This is a genomic window from Sphingomonas sp. 7/4-4, assembly GCF_027941955.1.
GTDB lineage: Bacteria > Pseudomonadota > Alphaproteobacteria > Sphingomonadales > Sphingomonadaceae > Sphingomonas.
On the sequence record NZ_CP115960.1, the window covers coordinates 4,136,086 to 4,151,737 of the forward strand.

Below are 15,652 nucleotides of genomic sequence, written 5' to 3' on the forward strand. Positions count from 1 at the left end.
GCCGGGCAGGTCGCCGAGTGCAGGATGCGCACTCGGCTTGGTTTCTCGGATAGTCGCCTCTATCCTCCCGGTTGGAGGATTTCGATGCAAATGGGAATGACGCGCGGTCTGATCGCGGGATTCGCGCTGGCACTGCTCGTCGGTTGCGGGCCGGCGCAGGAGCCCGACGCCAACAAGTCGATCGTGTTCCAGGGCAATGCCGACGAGCTGATCGTGCCCAAGGCGGCGCCAGAGGCGAACATCGCCAATGTGGCGGAGGTCGCCGAACCCGCAGTCAACCTCGCGCCCGACGGGCTGAGCCTCGTGCTCCCCACCGGCGCGACGCGGCACATGACCTTCGGCATGCCGCGCGACGTCACGACCCGGGCGATCGCTGCCGCGCTGGGCGGCCCGATCGAGGAGGGCGACAATCAGGAATGCGGCGCCGGGGCCTTGTCCTTCGCCAGCTTCCGCGGCGGACTCGGCCTCTATTTCGATGGCGGCAAGTTCGTCGGCTGGGACCTTGACGGGCGCGACGGCGGCCGGTTCGCCACCGCGGCGGGCGTCGGCATCGGCTCGACGCGGAAACAGCTCGAATCCGCCACTGCGATCAGAATCGAGGATTCGACGCTCGGCGTGGAGTTCAGCGCTGGCGATCTGTCCGGCCTGCTCAGCGCGCGCGATCCGGACGGCGAGGTCACCAATCTCTGGGCCGGCACGACGTGCATCGCCCGCTGATCGAGCCCGCCAATGCCGATGACGAGGCGGCCGTGGTCGCCCTCTGGCACGCCTGCGGCCTCACGCGGCCATGGAACGACCCCGAGGCCGATTTCGCCCTCGCGCAGGGCGGTGGTGCCTCGACGGTGCTCGTGGCACGCGAAGAGGAGTCGCGGGCAGCGTCATGGTCGGCTTCGACGGCCATCGCGGCTGGGTCTATTATCTCGCGGTGTCGCCCGATCAGCGCCGCACCGGGCTCGGCCGCGCGCTGATGGCCGCTGCCGAGGACTGGCTCCGCGACCGCGGCGCGCCCAAGCTCCAGCTCATGGTCCGCGAGGACAACGCCGCCGCGCTCGATTTCTACGAAGCGCTCGGCCTCGAACGGCAGAAGGTCGCGGTGCTCGGCCGCTTCCTCAAGGAGGATGCATGACCGTCACGATGTACGGCATCAAGAATTGCGACACGATCAAGAAGGCGCGCGCCTGGCTCGACGAACACGCGATCCCTTATGCCTTTCACGACTACAAGACCGCCGGCGTCGATCCCGCCCGGCTCGCCCGCTGGATCGAAATGGAGGGCTGGGAAACCGTGCTCAACCGCGCCGGCACCACTTTCCGCAAGCTGCCGGACGCCGACAAAACGGACCTCGACGCGGGCAAGGCGACCGAATTGATGCTGGCCCAGCCTTCGATGATCAAGCGCCCGGTCCTCGAGCATCCCGGCGGCATCCTCATCGGTTTCGCGCCGGAACGCTACGCCCGGGCGCTGCTTTAGGTTGAAACGACATTCAGGCGAGCGAGGGCCTTCAATCCTCCCCCGCAAGGGGAGGTGGCACGCGCAGCGTGACGGAGGGGCGGAAGCGGAGAGTGCGCGGCTTACCTCCCCTCCGACGCCTTCGGCGCCACCTCCCCTGGCGGGGAGGATTTGAATGCCGATACGACCTAGAGCCGGATTCAAGTGCTTCAACGCGGCTGGATCAATCTCTGGCCGCCGCGGCCGATTTCCGATATTCTCGCGTGCAGAAAATGCATGGGAGGGATGCATGGCTACCTATCTTCGGCAGAAGCCTGCGGCGTGGTTCATGGTCGTGGCGGTGCTTCTCGTGCTCTGGGGACTCGCGGGCTGCGCGTCCTTCTATGTCCATGTCGCCTATGGCCCGGACATCGATCCGAACGCTACCGACTGGGACCGCGCCTATTTTGCGGCGCTGCCGGCCTGGCTCAACATCGTCTATGCCGCTGCGGTCGGCGCGGGCCTGCTCGGCTCGATCGCCTTGCTGCTGCGCTCGAAGCTGGCCCAGCCGCTCTATGTGATCTCGCTGATCGCCGTGGTGATCCAGTTCGGCTACATCTTCCTCGCCACCGACCTTGCCGCGCACAAGGGCGCGGCGACCGCTTATTCGTTCCCGGCGCTGATCTTCGTGATCGCGGTATTTCAAATATGGTTCGCGGGCTACGCCCGGCGGCGCGGCCGGCTCTCCTGAGCCACCGGCGGGCGCCGTCGCTGGCGCCCACGGCGTCGCGGCGCTAGAGGAGCCCCATGTCCACCTACACGCTCGACACCGGCACCAGCCGCGCCAATCCCACGCCGTCGCCGATGAAGCGGCTCACCATCCCCGCGATCCGCGATCGCAAGGGAAGGATCCGGTGGTGATGCTGACGGCCTACACCACGCGAATGGCGCAGTTGCTCGATCCGCATTGCGACGTATTGCTGGTCGGCGACAGCCTCGGCCAGGTGATCTACGGCCTGCCGTCGACCTTGCCGGTGACGCTCGACATGATGATCGCGCACGGCGCCGCGGTGGTGCGCGGCAGCTATCATTCGCTGGTGATCGTCGACATGCCCTTCGGCAGCTATGAGGCGAGCCCCGAACACGCGTTCGAATCGGCCGCGCGCGTCCTCGCCGAAACCGGCGCCGCGGGCGTGAAGCTCGAAGGTGGGACGGCGATGGCGCCGGTGGTCGAGTTCCTCACGCGCCGCGGCATACCGGTGATGGGCCATATCGGCCTCACCCCGCAATCGGTGAACGCGCTGGGCGGCTATGGCGCGCGCGGCCGCAGCAATGCCGAGCATGCCAGCATCCTCGACGATGCCCGCGCCATCGCCGAAGCCGGCGCGTTCGGCATCGTGGCGGAAGGGGTGGTCGAGGGGCTCGCCAACGAGATCACCGCCGCGGTGACGGTGCCGGTGATCGGCATCGGCGCCTCGGCGCAATGCGACGGGCAGGTGCTGGTGACCGAGGACATGCTCGGCCTGTTCGAGCGCACGCCGCGCTTCGTGAAGCGCTACGACGATCTCGCTGGCCGCATTTCCGCCGCGGTTGCGACCTATGCCGCCGAAGTCCGGTCGCGGGACTTCCCGGGCGCCGAACAGGTCTATCCCGCGCGCGGCTGAAGGGCTAGCAGCACGCTTCCTTTAGGCGATACCCGCGGCTAAGGTCCGCCGCGCCCGCATCAACCCCACGGAGTCACTCTTGGCGCTTCCTCCCGGTACCACTGACGAAGCCTTTCTGCGCGAAGTCGACGAGGAGTATCGCCGCGATCAGGCGATGCACATCCTGCGCAACTATGGCCGCTGGATCCTCGGCGCCGTGGTGCTGGCGCTGGTCGCGTTCGCCGGCTGGCTCTATTGGCAGCATTATAGCGAGCAGAAGGCAGGCACGCAGGGCGAGCAATATGATGCCGCGATGCGCCTTGTCGAGGAGGGCAAGACCGCGCAGGCGAACCCCGCGCTCGACAAGATCGCCGCCACCAGCGGCGAGGGCTATGCCGCTACCGCACGCCTCGCCGAGGGCAGCCTGCTGCTCCAGAAGAACGATATCAAGGGCGCCGCCGCGAAGTTCGCCGAAGTCGCGAACAATGCGAAATTCCCGCAGCCTTATCGCGATCTCGCGCTGATCCGCCAGACCGCCGCCGAGTTCGACAGCGTCAAGCCGCAGGTGGTGATCGATCGCCTCAAGGGGCTGATCAATCCCAATTCACCGTGGCTCGGCACCGCGGGCGAACTCGTCGCCGCGGCCTATCTCAAGGCGGGCAACAAGGCCGAAGCGGGCCGGCTCTACGGGCAGATTGCCCAGGGCGGCGAGAAGGTCCCCGAATCGATCCGTCAACGTGCGGTTCAGCTGGCGGGCGTACTCGGTGTCGACGCCATCGATCAGTCGAAGGATACCAAGGCTAAATGAACAACAAGGTGAGGGTGGCTGCCGCTCTCGCGGCGCTCGCGATGGTGAGCGGCTGCGGGGTCTTCAAAGGCGGCGGCAAGAAAACCCCCGTGCTCGGCGAGCGCGTGCCGATCCTGGTGTCGGAGAGCGACATCGCTGCGGACAAGGGCCTCGCGGCCGTCGACGTGCTGCTGCCCGAAGCGGCGGCGAACGACGGCTGGCGCCAGCCGGGCGGCAATGCCTCCAAGTCGATGGGCCATCTGGCGCTCGGCGCGAGCCCGGCGCGCATCTGGTCGAAGACCGTCGCCAAGCCGTCCAAGAAGGAGCGCCTGGCGGCATCGCCGGTCGTGTCCGAGAACAAGCTCTTCGTGATCGATACCGACGGCGTCGTCCATGCGATGGCCGCCGATACCGGCGCCGAATTGTGGCGCGCCAACACCGCCAATGAGGAGGGCAACAAGTCCGCCCGTTTCGGCGGCGGCGTCAGCGTCGAGGGCGAGCGTGCGTTCGCGAGCAACGGTCTCGGCGACGTCGTCGCGATCAACGTCGCCGACGGCAACGTGCTGTGGCGCAAGCGCCCCGGTGGCCCGCTGCGCGGCGCGCCGAGCCTCGCCAACGGCAATGCCTATGTCGTGACGCAGGACAACCAGCTCTTCGCATTGTCGCAGGACACCGGCGAGATCAGCTGGACGGTCTCGGCCAGCCTCGAATCGCAGGGCGTGTTCGGCGTCGCGGCACCTGCCTCGGCGCAGGGCACCGTGGTCGCCGGCTTCTCGTCGGGCGAGCTCAACGCCTATCGCTACGAGAATGGCCGCTCGCTGTGGGACGTGGTGCTCTCGCGCACTTCGATGTCGACTTCGGTGTCGTCGCTCTCGGATATCGATGCCGAGCCGGTGATCGATCAGGGCCGCGTCTATGCGATCGGGCAGGGCGGGCGCATGGTCGCGATGGATATCGCCAGCGGCAATCCGCTGTGGGAGCAGACCATTGCCGGCATCTCGACGCCCTGGGCGGCGGGCGAATGGCTGTTCGTCGTCACCGACGATGCCCGGCTCCTCGCGATCGCGCGCGGCACTGGCAAGATCCGCTGGATCTCGCAGCTGCGCCATTATGAGAACGAGAAGAAGTCGAAGAACCCGATCAGCTGGGTCGGCCCGGTGCTCGCTGGCGGCCGCCTCATCCTCGGCAACAGCCGCGGCGAGATCGTCTTCGCCTCGCCGACCGACGGCAGCGTCACGAGCACGATGGACGTCAAGGAGTCGATCACGCTCCCGCTCGTCGTCGCGAACAACACGCTCTACGTGCTGGACGACAAGGGCCGGTTGTCGGCGTATCGTTGACCTGATTCCCCTCCCTGCAAGGGAGGGGCTAGGGTGGGTAGTGACGGGTGGGGCTCGATGCCCCGCCCGTCACTTTGTTTATGCCACCCTTTGAGTCTAATAGGCGCGCAGACGCGCGCACCCACCCCAGCCCCTCCCTGCAAGCAGGGAGGGAGTGAGTAAAAGAATGCCCCTTCCCGTAGTCGCCATCATCGGACGTCCGAATGTCGGCAAGTCGACCTTGTTCAACCGGCTCGTCGGCAAGCGGCTGGCGCTGGTCGACGATCAGCCCGGCGTCACGCGCGATCGCCGCGAGGGCGAGGCGAACCTGCTCGGGCTCGAATTCCGGGTGATGGACACCGCGGGCTATGAGGACAAGGACGTGGCGACGCTCCCCGGCCGGATGCGCGCGCAGACCGAGGCCGCGGTGCGCGAATCCGACGTCTCGCTGTTCATGATCGACGCACGCGCCGGGGTGACGCCGCTGGACGAGGAGATTGCCCGGTGGTTGCGCAGTACCGACCGTCCGGTGGTGCTGATGGCCAACAAGGCCGAGGGCAAGGCGGGCGAATCGGGTATTCTGGAGGCGATGGCGCTCGGCCTCGGCGATCCGATCCCCTTTTCGGCCGAGCATGGCGAAGGCGTCGTCGACCTGTTCGAGGCGTTGCTCCCGCATGTCGAGCGCGACGAGGAAGAGGCGCAACCGCCCGAGGACGACGAGATCGCCCGATGCGCCGCTCAAGCTCGCGATCGTCGGCCGTCCGAACGCCGGCAAGTCGACTCTGGTCAACCGGCTGCTCGACGAAGACCGGATGATCACCGGTCCCGAAGCCGGGATCACCCGCGATTCGATCTCGGTCGATTGGGAGTGGGAGGATTTGGAGGGGATCAAGCGCAAGGTCCGCCTGATCGACACCGCCGGCATGCGCAAGCGCGCCAAGATCGAAGAGAAACTCGAAAAGCTCTCGGTGATGGACGCGATGCGCGCGGTCGACTTCGCCGAAGTCGTGGTGCTGCTGCTCGACGCGACCCGCGGGCTCGAGGTGCAGGACCTCAAGATCGCCGATCGCGTCCTCCAGGAAGGCCGCGCGCTCGTCATCGCGCTCAACAAATGGGACGTCGCGGAAAACGCCTCCAGCCTGTTCAACGGCGTCAAGAGCGCGCTCGACGAGGGGCTGGCGCAGGTCAAGGGCGTGCCTTTGCTCACGGTCTCGGCAGAGACCGGCAAGGGGCTCGACATGCTGATGAAGGTCGCCTTCGAAACGCGCGAGGCGTGGTCGCGCCGCATTTCGACCGGACAGCTCAATCGCTGGTTCGAGCGCGCGATCGAAGCCAATCCGCCGCCCGCGCCCGGCGGCAAAAGGATCAAGCCGCGCTACGTCACCCAGAACAAGGCGCGCCCGCCCAGCTTCATCCTGTTCGGCACCCGCGTCGATCTGCTGCCGGTCAGCTATCAGCGCTATCTCATCAACAGCCTGCGCAAGGAATTCGATTTCGGCGCGGTGCCCGTGCGCCTGACGCTGCGTGCGCCCAAGAACCCGTTCGATCACGACAAGAAGGGCGGGTAGGGGTCACACCTCGCCGTCATCCATCAACGCCCTGTTTACGTTCCCGGTCTATTATCGCTCTGCTACCGTCGGGGGTACGCTTTGGGGTATGAACGTTGACGATCGCCGATGATCCGCTGGTGAACTGGGAAAATTTCCAGCAGGCGCGCTCCGAGCTGGGCGCGAATTTCGTGCGCATCCTCGGCTATTTCCGCGAAGACGGCATCAAGTCGGTCGACCGGATCGAGGACGCGATGCGCAGCCAGAACGCCACGGCGATGGTGATTCCCGCGCACACGCTCAAGGGCGAGGCGCGCCAGTTCGGCGCCGACCCGCTTTCCGACGTGGCCGAGACGATCGAGATGATCGCGCGCGGCTGCATCGAGCGCCGCGAGACGCCGACCGAGGCGCTCGAGCACGTCGTGAAGCTGCGCCCGTTGTTCGAGACCACGCTCGACATGCTCGAACGCGAGGCGAATCCGCTGGTGGCGCGCAAGCCGGCTGCGTTCGGGCGCCGGCCGGTTCTCTGAGGGTCGGAAATACACCGTCGTCCCGGCGAAAGCCGGGATCCAGAGCCAAGCACGACCGTCGGGGCAGAATAACCCTGGATCCCGGCCTTCGCCGGGATGACGGATGAGAGTGAAGCCGGGACTCGTGCTGCAGGCCGTTCGCCTGCCGCCTGCGCTCCGGCCTCCGCCGGAGCACAAACCTAGCTCGCTTCTTCGGCCTTGCTGTTGAGCTGGATGTAGTTCTCCAGCCCCATCCGCGCGATCATGTCGAACTGGCGTTCGAGCGTGTCGACATGCTCTTCCTCGCTTTCGAGGATATCCACGAACAGGTCGCGGGTGACGAAGTCGCGCACCGCCTCGCAATGCGGGATCGCTTCCTTGAGCACGGCGATCGCCTCGACTTCCACTGCGAGGTCGGCGCGGAGGATCTCCTCGACGGTCTCGCCGATGCGCAGGCGGCCGAGCAATTGGAAGTTGGGAAGCCCTTCGAGGAACAGGATGCGTTCCGCCAATTTGTCGGCGTGCTTCATCTCGTCGATCGATTCGTGGCGCTCGAGCTCGGCGAGCTTCTTGACGCCCCAATTGTCGAGCAGCCGGTAATGCAGCCAGTACTGGTTGATCGCGGTGAGCTCGTTCTTGAGCACCTCGTTGAGGAATTCGAGGACCTTTGCGTCGCCCTTCATGGCTTTCATCCCTATGCTTTACCGGGATGCCATAGCGCTAAAAGAAGGTGCCGGAAACCGCAGAAATCCGCGGTTTTTCTAGTTGCGAACGCTACGCAGCCGCACGCTCGGCGTTGATGATCTCGCGCGCGAACGGCACGCACTGGCCGCATTTCGGGCTGCGTCCGAGCGCGCGATAGGCCTGGCACGCGCTGGTCGCGCCCTCACGGGCAGCCGCACGCACATCGTTTTCCCGAATTGCATTGCAAACGCAGACGACCATCGCACCCTCACGCCTCGATGGGGAGGATGTACGGCTATTGAGACCGATTCGCAAGGGTATTGCGAGGCATTCGCAGTTAAGCTGCGGCCGCTCCGCGCAGCCTTTGCAAGCTTCCCGCGCCAGGCTGCGCCACAACCATTCGAACGGCCCGAATCGGAAGCGCGCGAGCCACGGCTTCGACCAGAGCAGGATCATCGCCCAGATCGCAAGCACCACCGGATAGAGCTGCCAGCGTGACAGATGGCCGAACCAGCCGAATCCATAGCCGTAGAACAAAGTGGTGCAGATCAGGCTGGTCAGCAGATAATTGGTGAAGGCCATCCGTCCCGCCGCGGCGAGCCGTTCGGTGAGCGCGCCGCCGGGCCTGGCGAGCAGCAGGATCAGGCATGCCCAGCCCGCGATCATCGGCGGCCGCAGCGGCGCGGTGAGCGTCCAGCTGCCCAGCGCCACCGAGAACAGGCTGAACTGCGCGAGGACGATATAGACGGCGAGCGCCGCATAAGCGGGCAGGGCAATGCCCCAGCAGACCAGCAACCAGCGGCGATAGCGTGCGCGCGGCCATTCGCCCCGCAGCATGCCGCTCTTCAGCCCGGCCATGCCGAACAGCATATAGGCCAGCGTCTCGGGCCCGTAGAACCACAGCATCGGCAGCGGCGTGGTGAGATGCTCGTCGAGCCGCGCGCGCAGGATTGCCGGATAATCGCTGCGAAACAGCGCGAGCTCGCGCGCGATTTCGGCCGGCGCCGGCACGCCCATCGTCTGGTTGAGCGCGGCCAGATCATGCCCCGCATGCACTGCGATCGGCACGGCGGCGAAGAGCAGGATAGAGAATCCGATCAGCAGCACGCCCAGCGCCAGCAGCCGCTCGGTCGGCAGCGTGCGCAAGCCGAAGGCGAGCATCCCGACTAGCGCATAATGGGTGAGGATGTCGCCGTGCCAGACCAGCCAGAGATGCGCGATCCCGAAGGCGAGCAGCCAGAGCATCCGGCGGTAATGGACCGACGCGGCGCTCTTCTATTCGCCTCGGCACGCTCGATCACCAGCAGCATCGAGGCGCCGAACAGGAAGGAGAAGAGCCCGCGCATCTTGCCGTCGAACAGCACGAAGTTGATGGCCCAGGCGGCGAGGTCCATGCCGTGCCAGCCGCCATAAGCGCGCGGATTGACATAAGCGGCCTCGGGCAGCCCGAAGCTCAGCACGTTGAGCAGCAATATGCCGAGCACCGCCACGCCGCGTACCAGGTCGAGCGAGGCGAGGCGCGGGGCCGGCGCGTTCAGGCTCTGGGCGGGCGAGTCCATGCGCGGACGGCTACAGCCAGGTCGCGAGCTGCTCCAGCGACTTCTTTTCGAGCGCATGCGCCGGAATCGTCGCGTCGGCGCGAGGATAGCCCGCCACGATCACCATCGCCGGCTTCTCATGCTCGGGGCGGCGGCACACGCGGTTGAGGAAGCGCATCGGATTGGGCGTATGGACCAGGGTCGCGACACCGGCCTGGTGCAGCGTGGCGAGGAGCAATCCGCAGGCGAGGCCGACGCTCTCGGTGACGTAGTAATTCTGCTTCAGATCGTCGGGTTCCAGCCCGCCGCGGCGCTGGGCGAAGACGACGATCAGCCACGGCGCGGTTTCCAGAAACGGCTTCTCGGCGCCCGTGCCCAGCGGCCACAGGGCCTCGAGCCATTCGCTGCCCGCGCGGCCTTCGTAAAGGCGCGTTCCTCTTCCTCGGCGGCGACTCGGATCGCACTCTTCGCTTCGGGCGACGACACGATGCTGAAATGCCAGGGCTGGCGGTTGGCGCCGCTGGGTGCCGATCCCGCGGCGGTCAGCGCCGCCTCGATGATCTCGCGCGGCACCGGCTCTTCGGCGAAGGCGCGGCAGCTGCGGCGGGTGCGCATGGCATCACTGAACGCCCGAGCGCGCTTTATGCGTTCGGCATCGGTCATGTGGGGATATGGCTGCCAGGGCAGCGCCTCGGGATCGGGCATATCCCAAATGGTGCACAATCCGGAAAGCAAAAGCCAGTCAGAGGTTATCCGGAGCCGCGGCGGCGCGATTCTCCTTGCGAATCACCAGCTTGAGACCGGACCATGTCTCATCCACCGCGCAGACCTTGATATCGACCAGGCCCCTGGGCAGCGCGATTTCGCGGATCACGTCCTCGGTCACGTCGGTTTCGACCTTCGCCGCTTTCTTGGGCCATGAGACCCAGATGAAGCCGTTCGGCGCCATCAGCGGCTGCAATGCGGCGAGTTCGCGTTCGAGCTTTCCGCGCTCGGTGACGAACAGATGTGCGCATTGGAGCCCGTCGGACGCGGTCGGCTGTTCCTCGACCTGCGCCGCTTTGGGATCCACGGCCTCTCGCACGCTTTCGGGCATATTGTGGAACCAGCAGCGCATCCCGCGCTTGAGGCCCAATTTGTCGGCGAGCGGCGTATCTGAATAGCCTGCGGTCATGCGAGTGCCTCCGCGCCGGAGCTTAGTCGCAATCGCCGGAGGGGAAGGGTTTAATGAAAAGCCCCTCTCCTTCAGGGGAGGGGCTAATTGGTTCAAGCGAGTGCGGCGTCTTCGCCCATCAATGCCGGGAAGAATCCTTCGTGCGCGGTGCGGAGATCGGCCAGCGATACCGTCCAGTCGCCTTCGTCGAGTTCGAAGATCAGGCGATCCTTGATCGTCCGGCCGATCGGATCGGCCGGAACATCGGCCTTGTGCGCCGCGACCATGAAGTCGGCGAGGCAGGAATCGCAGACCGTGACGACATAGAGCCCCTGATCCTCGCCGAACAGCGAGCCGGCGATGCCGAAGGGCTGGGGTTCGTTGGCCAGCACGCCGATATTCGAAGCCAGCGCCATCTCGGCCAGGGTAACCGCGAGCCCGCCGTCGGAGACGTCATGGCAGGCAGTGATCGCGCCCTTGGCGATCTGGTCGCGGATGAAGTCGCCGGTGCGGCGCTCGGCGGTGAGGTCGACCGGGGGCGGGGGACCGTCCTCGCGGCCATGGACTTCGCGCAGCCAGATCGACTGGCCCAGATCGCCGCCGCGCTCGCCTACCGCGAGCACCGTGTCGCCGACGCCCTTGAAGCCGATCGTGCAGCTCTTCGTATAGTCCTGGAGCAGTCCGAGCCCGCCGATCGCCGGCGTGGGGAGGATCGCGGAACCGCCGCCGGTCGCCTTGGACTCGTTGTAGAGGCTGACATTGCCCGACACGATCGGGAAGTCGAGTGCGCGGCAGGCCTCCGACATGCCTTCGAGGCAGCCGACGATCTGGCCCATGATCTCGGGGCGCTGGGGGTTGGCGAAGTTGAGGCAATTGGTCACTGCCAGTGGCGTGGACCCGACGGCCGTGAGGTTGCGCCACGCCTCGGCGACTGCCTGGCGCCCGCCCTCGACCGGATCGGCGAAGCAGTAACGCGGGGTGCAATCGGTGGTGATCGCAAGGCCCTTTTGCGTGCCGTGGACGCGGACCACCGCGGCGTCGCCGCCCGGGCGCTGGACGGTGTCGGCGCCGACCATGTGGTCGTACTGCTCCCAGATCCAGCGGCGGCTGGCGATGTCCGGCGATCCCATCAGCTTGATCAGGTCGGCGGCGGGATCCGTGCTCTCGGGCACGTCGGCCAGCGGCGCCGGCTTGGGAGTCGGCACGTGCGGGCGATCGTAGAGCGGCGCTTCGTCGGCGAGGGGGCGAGCGGGATGTCCGCGACGACGTCGCCCTTCCACTTGAGCACCATCCGGCCGGTATCGGTGACATGGCCGATCACCGCGAAGTCCAGTTCCCACTTCTCGAAGATCGCCTTGGCGAAATCCTCACGGCCGGGCTTGAGCACCATGAGCATGCGCTCCTGGCTTTCCGACAGCATCATCTCGTACGGCGTCATGCCGGTCTCGCGCTGGGGCACGTCGTCCATGATCAGCTCGATGCCGACGCCGCCCTTGCTGGCCATCTCGACCGAGGACGAGGTCAGGCCCGCGGCGCCCATGTCCTGGATCGCGACGATCGCGTCGGATGCCATGAGCTCGAGGCACGCCTCGATGAGGAGCTTTTCGGTGAAGGGATCGCCGACCTGGACGGTGGGGCGCTTCTCCTCCGAATCCTCGCCGAAATCCGCGCTCGCCATCGTCGCGCCGTGGATGCCGTCGCGGCCGGTCTTCGAGCCGACATAGACGATCGAATTGCCGATGCCCGAGGCGGCCGAATAGAAGATCTTGTCCGTATCGGCGACGCCGACGGTCATCGCGTTGACCAGGATGTTACCGTCATACGCGGGGTGGAAGTTCACTTCGCCGCCCACCGTCGGCACGCCGACGCAATTGCCATAACCGCCGATGCCGTGGACCACGCCCGCGATCAGGTGGCGCATCTTGGGGTGATCGGGCCGACCGAAGCGCAACGCGTTCATGTTCGCCACCGGTCGCGCGCCCATCGTGAACACGTCGCGCAGGATGCCGCCGACGCCGGTCGCCGCGCCCTGATAGGGCTCGATGTACGAGGGGTGGTTGTGGCTCTCCATCTTGAAGATCGCCGCCTGGCCGTCGCCGATATCGACCACGCCGGCATTCTCGCCCGGGCCGCAGATCACTTGCGGGCCGGTGGTCGGCAGCTTCTTCAGATGGATGCGGGAGGATTTGTAGCTGCAATGCTCGGACCACATCACGCTGAAGATGCCGAGCTCGGTCAGATTCGGCTCGCGGCCCATCGCGTGCAGGACGCGCTCATATTCCTCGGGCGAAAGGCCATGCTCGGCGACGATTTCGGGCGTGATCTGATTCATGCGTCAGCCCTTAGCGGCGCTCCATAGGTTCGTCACCCCGCTTGCGTGGCTCGGAATCTTGCCGGGGTAAGGGCTGGTTAAACCAACGGCGGTAACTGGAAGCGATGTTGTTGCGGCCACATTGGATCGAGCGGTTCGAGGCGCGCAAGACCGTGCCGGGCGCCGACATGCCGGAACTGGAACGACTCGCCGGCACCTGGGAATGCGATCTCTCCAACGATGCGCTGACCTGGTCCGCTCCCGTCTTCGAATTGTTCGGCATTCCCCGCGGCATCCGGGTCGACCGCCGCGACATCGTCGAGATGTACACGCGGGAATCGCGCGTGCTGCTCGATCGGCTCCGGAGCGAGGCGATCGCGAATTGCGGTGCCTTCACCTTCGAGGCGCAGATCCGCAGGCCCGACGGCGGGCTGCGCTGGATGCGCGTGAGCGCCGACGTGGTCTGCCGGGGCGGCCGGGCAACGCATCTCTACGGGATCAAGCAGGACATCACTGACGAGATCGATGGCTGACGCTTCCGGGCAGTGGCACGAGCCGCGCCCCGCGTCAGAGTATCTCGCGCACCTTCTCCGGCGGACGCCCCAGCCGCACGCCCTTCTCCGTCGCCACCAGCGGCCGCTCGATCAGGATCGGATTCGCCGCCATCGCGTCGAGGATCGCATCGTCGTCGGCGCCCTTGAGCGGCTTGGCGGCATCCTCGGCGATGCGCAGCGCCACACGCGCGGTCATGCCCGCCCGGGCATAGAGCCGCGCCAGCTCGTCGCGCGAAAGCGGGGTCTTGAGATATTCGACGATCTCGATCTCGGCGCTGGCCTCCTGCAGGATCGCCAGCGTCTCGCGCGACTTCGAGCAGCGCGGATTATGGTAGATCGTGGCTTTCATCGCCGTCCTGCTTTGCGCCACTCGGCGACCGTTTCCAAATAGCCCCAACCTTCTCCCGGATAACGACGCGTGCGGCTGGCCGGGCGCCGGCTCGCCATGTCCATCGTTCCACCGTTCACATAAAACAGGGGGAAATGCAGATTGCTGTTTTCGGAGCAGGGTAGATGTTCGGGCGCGGCCCAGGCGAGCTTGCGGCCGGCGCGTCGCACGGTGAGCAAGCAGCCGCGGGAGTCACCGCTCGCTGCCTTCCGGAACGTCAACGTACGCCCCTTCACGGTCATGACCTCCTCGAACTCGGTCATGAGATCGTGACCGATGCCACCCTCGAAATATAAGTGCACATAGGCGTGCCGGGCGTCGACCGGGATGATCTGCGCCCAACCGCCTGGCTCGTGATAGGCTCCCGCCAAGGCGGGGATCGGATTCGCGTCGCGCGCCTCCGCAGTAGCGAGAGGCGCCACCGCGAGGAGCAACGCGATCACGCGTCCTGCTTCGCCAGCCACTCTTCGAGCCACTTGATCGTGTACGCACCCTGCTGGAATTCGGGATCGTCGAGCAAAGCCTGGTGCAAGGGGATCGTGGTCTTCATCCCCTCGATCACGAACTCCTCCAGCGCACGGCGCAGCCGCATCAGGCAGCGTTCGCGGGTGGAGCCATAGACGATCAGCTTGGCGATCATGCTGTCGTAATAAGGCGGCACCCGGTAGCCGGTGTAGAGCCCGCTATCGACGCGGACGTGCATCCCGCCCGGCGCGTGGAACTGCTTCACCGTGCCCGGCGAGGGCGCGAAGGTGCGTGGGTCCTCGGCGTTGATCCGGCATTCGATCGCATGGCCGTGGAACTGGATATTCTCCTGCGTGCACGACAGCCCATGCCCCTCGGCAACGCGGATCTGCTCGCGGACCAGATCCAGCCCGGTGATCATCTCGGTCACCGGATGCTCGACCTGCAGGCGGGTGTTCATCTCGATGAAGTAGAACTCGCCATTCTCCCACAGAAACTCGATCGTCCCCGCGCCGCGATAGCCCATATCGGCCATCGCCTTGGCGCAGATGCCGCCGATCCGCTCGCGATCGGCCTGGCCGAGCACGGGGAGGAGCTTCCTCGAGCACCTTCTGGTGGCGGCGCTGGAGCGAGCAGTCGCGCTCGCCCAGGTGCACGGCATTGCCGTTGCCGTCGCCGAACACCTGGATCTCGATATGGCGCGGATTGCCGAGATACTTCTCGAGATAGACGGTGGCGTCGCCGAACGCGGCCTTCGCCTCGCTGCCCGCCTGCTGCATCAAAGTCTCGAGCTGGTCCTCGGACGTGCACACCTTCATGCCGCGCCCGCCGCCGCCGGAAGCCGCCTTGATGATCACCGGATAGCCGGCCTTGGCCGCGATCGCCTTGGCCTCGGCCAGGTCGCTGATCGCGCCGTCCGATCCGGGGACGAGCGGCAGGCCCAAAGCGCCCGCGGTGCGCTTGGCCTCGATCTTGTCGCCCATCGTGCGGATATGCTCGGGCTTGGGGCCGACGAAGATGATCCCGTGCGCCTCGACGATCTCGGCGAACTGGGCGTTCTCCGAAAGGAAGCCATAGCCCGGGTGGATCGCATCGGCGCCCGAGATCTCGGCGGCACTGATGATATTGGGGATGTTGAGATAGCTCTCGGTCGCGCTCGGCGGCCCGATGCAGATCGCCTCGTCCGCCAGCCGCACGTGCATCGCGTCGCTGTCCGCGGTCGAGTGCACCGCGACGGTCTTGATCCCCATCTCGTGGCAGGCACGGTGGATGCGGAGCGCGATCTCGCCGCGATTGGCGATCAGCAGCTTCTTGATCTCGGGCATT

The 15,652-nt window shown here is 66.3% G+C and carries 16 protein-coding genes and 5 pseudogenes; 10 read left to right on the forward strand and 11 right to left on the reverse strand.

Features of this window, described 5'->3' with window-relative positions; translation table 11 throughout:
* The first annotated feature begins 96 nt into the window (after positions 1-96).
* The 9 genes and pseudogenes from PIB19_RS21185 to PIB19_RS21225 all read left to right on the forward strand — a co-directional run bounded on the left by PIB19_RS21185 (position 97) and on the right by PIB19_RS21225 (position 7,254).
* The gene (locus tag PIB19_RS21185) at positions 97-717 is read left to right on the forward strand and encodes a hypothetical protein (RefSeq protein WP_271238918.1); all 621 of its coding nucleotides are present in this window, start codon (positions 97-99) and stop codon (positions 715-717) included.
* A 70-nt stretch (positions 718-787) separates the two neighbouring features.
* Positions 788-1,126, forward strand: a complete 339-nt coding sequence (locus PIB19_RS21190) for a GNAT family N-acetyltransferase (RefSeq protein ID WP_271238919.1) — start codon at positions 788-790, stop codon at positions 1,124-1,126.
* Positions 1,123-1,470: an ArsC family reductase gene (locus PIB19_RS21195; RefSeq protein ID WP_271238920.1), complete on the forward strand. Its 348-nt coding sequence runs from the start codon at positions 1,123-1,125 to the stop codon at positions 1,468-1,470. Before PIB19_RS21190 ends, PIB19_RS21195 begins: the two co-directional genes overlap by 4 nt.
* Before the next feature lie 268 nt (positions 1,471-1,738).
* Positions 1,739-2,179 (forward strand): hypothetical protein, encoded by a 441-nt coding sequence (locus PIB19_RS21200; RefSeq protein WP_271238921.1) that lies wholly within the window; start codon positions 1,739-1,741, stop codon positions 2,177-2,179.
* Positions 2,180-2,235: 56 nt separating this feature from the next.
* Positions 2,236-3,092, forward strand: a pseudogene (panB, locus tag PIB19_RS21205) (3-methyl-2-oxobutanoate hydroxymethyltransferase).
* Between the two features lie 79 nt (positions 3,093-3,171).
* Positions 3,172-3,879 carry a tetratricopeptide repeat protein gene (locus PIB19_RS21210; RefSeq protein ID WP_271238922.1) on the forward strand — a complete coding sequence of 236 codons (708 nt, stop codon included), beginning with the start codon at positions 3,172-3,174 and terminating at the stop codon, positions 3,877-3,879.
* On the forward strand, positions 3,876-5,198 hold the full coding sequence (locus PIB19_RS21215; protein ID WP_271238923.1) for an outer membrane protein assembly factor BamB family protein: 1,323 nt from the start codon (positions 3,876-3,878) through the stop codon (positions 5,196-5,198). The genes PIB19_RS21210 and PIB19_RS21215 overlap by 4 nt, the downstream gene beginning before the upstream one ends.
* A 166-nt stretch (positions 5,199-5,364) precedes the next feature.
* A pseudogene (der, locus tag PIB19_RS21220) lies at positions 5,365-6,745 on the forward strand (ribosome biogenesis GTPase Der).
* 95 nt (positions 6,746-6,840) lie between these two features.
* Positions 6,841-7,254 (forward strand): Hpt domain-containing protein, encoded by a 414-nt coding sequence (locus tag PIB19_RS21225; protein WP_271238924.1) that lies wholly within the window; start codon positions 6,841-6,843, stop codon positions 7,252-7,254.
* A gap of 179 nt (positions 7,255-7,433) precedes the next feature.
* Here the strand turns inward: PIB19_RS21225 and bfr are convergent, their stop codons facing one another.
* The 8 genes and pseudogenes from bfr to purL all read right to left on the reverse strand — a co-directional run bounded on the left by bfr (position 7,434) and on the right by purL (position 12,940).
* Positions 7,434-7,916, reverse strand: a complete 483-nt coding sequence (bfr, locus tag PIB19_RS21230) for a bacterioferritin (protein WP_271238925.1) — start codon at positions 7,914-7,916, stop codon at positions 7,434-7,436.
* A gap of 91 nt (positions 7,917-8,007) precedes the next feature.
* On the reverse strand, positions 8,008-8,178 hold the full coding sequence (locus tag PIB19_RS21235) for a (2Fe-2S)-binding protein (protein WP_056611857.1): 171 nt from the start codon (positions 8,176-8,178) through the stop codon (positions 8,008-8,010).
* Positions 8,179-8,355: 177 nt separating this feature from the next.
* Positions 8,356-9,162: pseudogene (locus PIB19_RS23320) on the reverse strand (DUF418 domain-containing protein); the annotation flags it as partial.
* Complete coding sequence (locus PIB19_RS21245) at positions 9,084-9,476, reverse strand: hypothetical protein (RefSeq protein WP_271238926.1); 393 nt, start codon at positions 9,474-9,476, stop codon at positions 9,084-9,086. The pseudogene PIB19_RS23320 and the gene PIB19_RS21245, both read right to left, overlap by 79 nt.
* 10 nt (positions 9,477-9,486) lie before the next feature.
* A complete protein-coding gene (locus PIB19_RS23325) occupies positions 9,487-9,693 on the reverse strand; it encodes a hypothetical protein (RefSeq protein ID WP_336297215.1) in 207 nt (68 codons plus the stop codon).
* 92 nt (positions 9,694-9,785) lie between these two features.
* On the reverse strand, positions 9,786-10,118 hold the full coding sequence (locus PIB19_RS23330; RefSeq protein ID WP_336297216.1) for a nitroreductase family protein: 333 nt from the start codon (positions 10,116-10,118) through the stop codon (positions 9,786-9,788).
* 79 nt (positions 10,119-10,197) lie between these two features.
* The gene (locus tag PIB19_RS21255; protein ID WP_271238927.1) at positions 10,198-10,629 is read right to left on the reverse strand and encodes a DUF3052 family protein; all 432 of its coding nucleotides are present in this window, start codon (positions 10,627-10,629) and stop codon (positions 10,198-10,200) included.
* 92 nt (positions 10,630-10,721) lie between these two features.
* Positions 10,722-12,940, reverse strand: a pseudogene (gene purL / locus PIB19_RS21260) (phosphoribosylformylglycinamidine synthase subunit PurL).
* Between the two features lie 107 nt (positions 12,941-13,047).
* Here purL and PIB19_RS21265 point away from each other — a divergent pair.
* Positions 13,048-13,452: a PAS domain-containing protein gene (locus PIB19_RS21265; protein WP_271238928.1), complete on the forward strand. Its 405-nt coding sequence runs from the start codon at positions 13,048-13,050 to the stop codon at positions 13,450-13,452.
* 34 nt (positions 13,453-13,486) lie between these two features.
* On the opposite strand, the gene arsC is transcribed toward PIB19_RS21265, so the two are convergent.
* From arsC to accC, 3 genes and pseudogenes are all read right to left on the reverse strand, one after another.
* Entirely contained in the window at positions 13,487-13,822 is a 336-nt protein-coding gene (gene arsC, locus PIB19_RS21270; RefSeq protein ID WP_271238929.1) for an arsenate reductase (glutaredoxin), read from the reverse strand.
* Positions 13,819-14,304: a hypothetical protein gene (locus PIB19_RS21275; RefSeq protein ID WP_271238930.1), complete on the reverse strand. Its 486-nt coding sequence runs from the start codon at positions 14,302-14,304 to the stop codon at positions 13,819-13,821. The genes arsC and PIB19_RS21275 overlap by 4 nt, the downstream gene beginning before the upstream one ends.
* Positions 14,301-15,651 (reverse strand): annotated as a pseudogene (gene accC / locus PIB19_RS21280) (acetyl-CoA carboxylase biotin carboxylase subunit). Before accC ends, PIB19_RS21275 begins: the two are co-directional and overlap by 4 nt.
* Position 15,652: the final 1 nt, after the last annotated feature.

Excerpts from the sequence above, each read along its gene's own strand:
- PIB19_RS21185 (WP_271238918.1), top strand. The coding sequence starts at position 97 with ATGACGCGCGGTCTGATCGCGGGATTCGCGCTGGCACTGCTCGTCGGT.
- PIB19_RS21190 (WP_271238919.1), top strand. The coding sequence starts at position 788 with ATGGAACGACCCCGAGGCCGATTTCGCCCTCGCGCAGGGCGGTGGTGC.
- PIB19_RS21195 (WP_271238920.1), top strand. The coding sequence starts at position 1,123 with ATGACCGTCACGATGTACGGCATCAAGAATTGCGACACGATCAAGAAG.
- PIB19_RS21200 (WP_271238921.1), top strand. The coding sequence starts at position 1,739 with ATGGCTACCTATCTTCGGCAGAAGCCTGCGGCGTGGTTCATGGTCGTG.
- PIB19_RS21215 (WP_271238923.1), top strand. The coding sequence starts at position 3,876 with ATGAACAACAAGGTGAGGGTGGCTGCCGCTCTCGCGGCGCTCGCGATG.
- bfr (WP_271238925.1), bottom strand. The coding sequence starts at position 7,916 with ATGAAGGGCGACGCAAAGGTCCTCGAATTCCTCAACGAGGTGCTCAAG.
- PIB19_RS21235 (WP_056611857.1), bottom strand. The coding sequence starts at position 8,178 with ATGGTCGTCTGCGTTTGCAATGCAATTCGGGAAAACGATGTGCGTGCG.
- PIB19_RS21245 (WP_271238926.1), bottom strand. The coding sequence starts at position 9,476 with ATGGACTCGCCCGCCCAGAGCCTGAACGCGCCGGCCCCGCGCCTCGCC.
- PIB19_RS23330 (WP_336297216.1), bottom strand. The coding sequence starts at position 10,118 with ATGACCGATGCCGAACGCATAAAGCGCGCTCGGGCGTTCAGTGATGCC.
- PIB19_RS21255 (WP_271238927.1), bottom strand. The coding sequence starts at position 10,629 with ATGACCGCAGGCTATTCAGATACGCCGCTCGCCGACAAATTGGGCCTC.
- arsC (WP_271238929.1), bottom strand. The coding sequence starts at position 13,822 with ATGAAAGCCACGATCTACCATAATCCGCGCTGCTCGAAGTCGCGCGAG.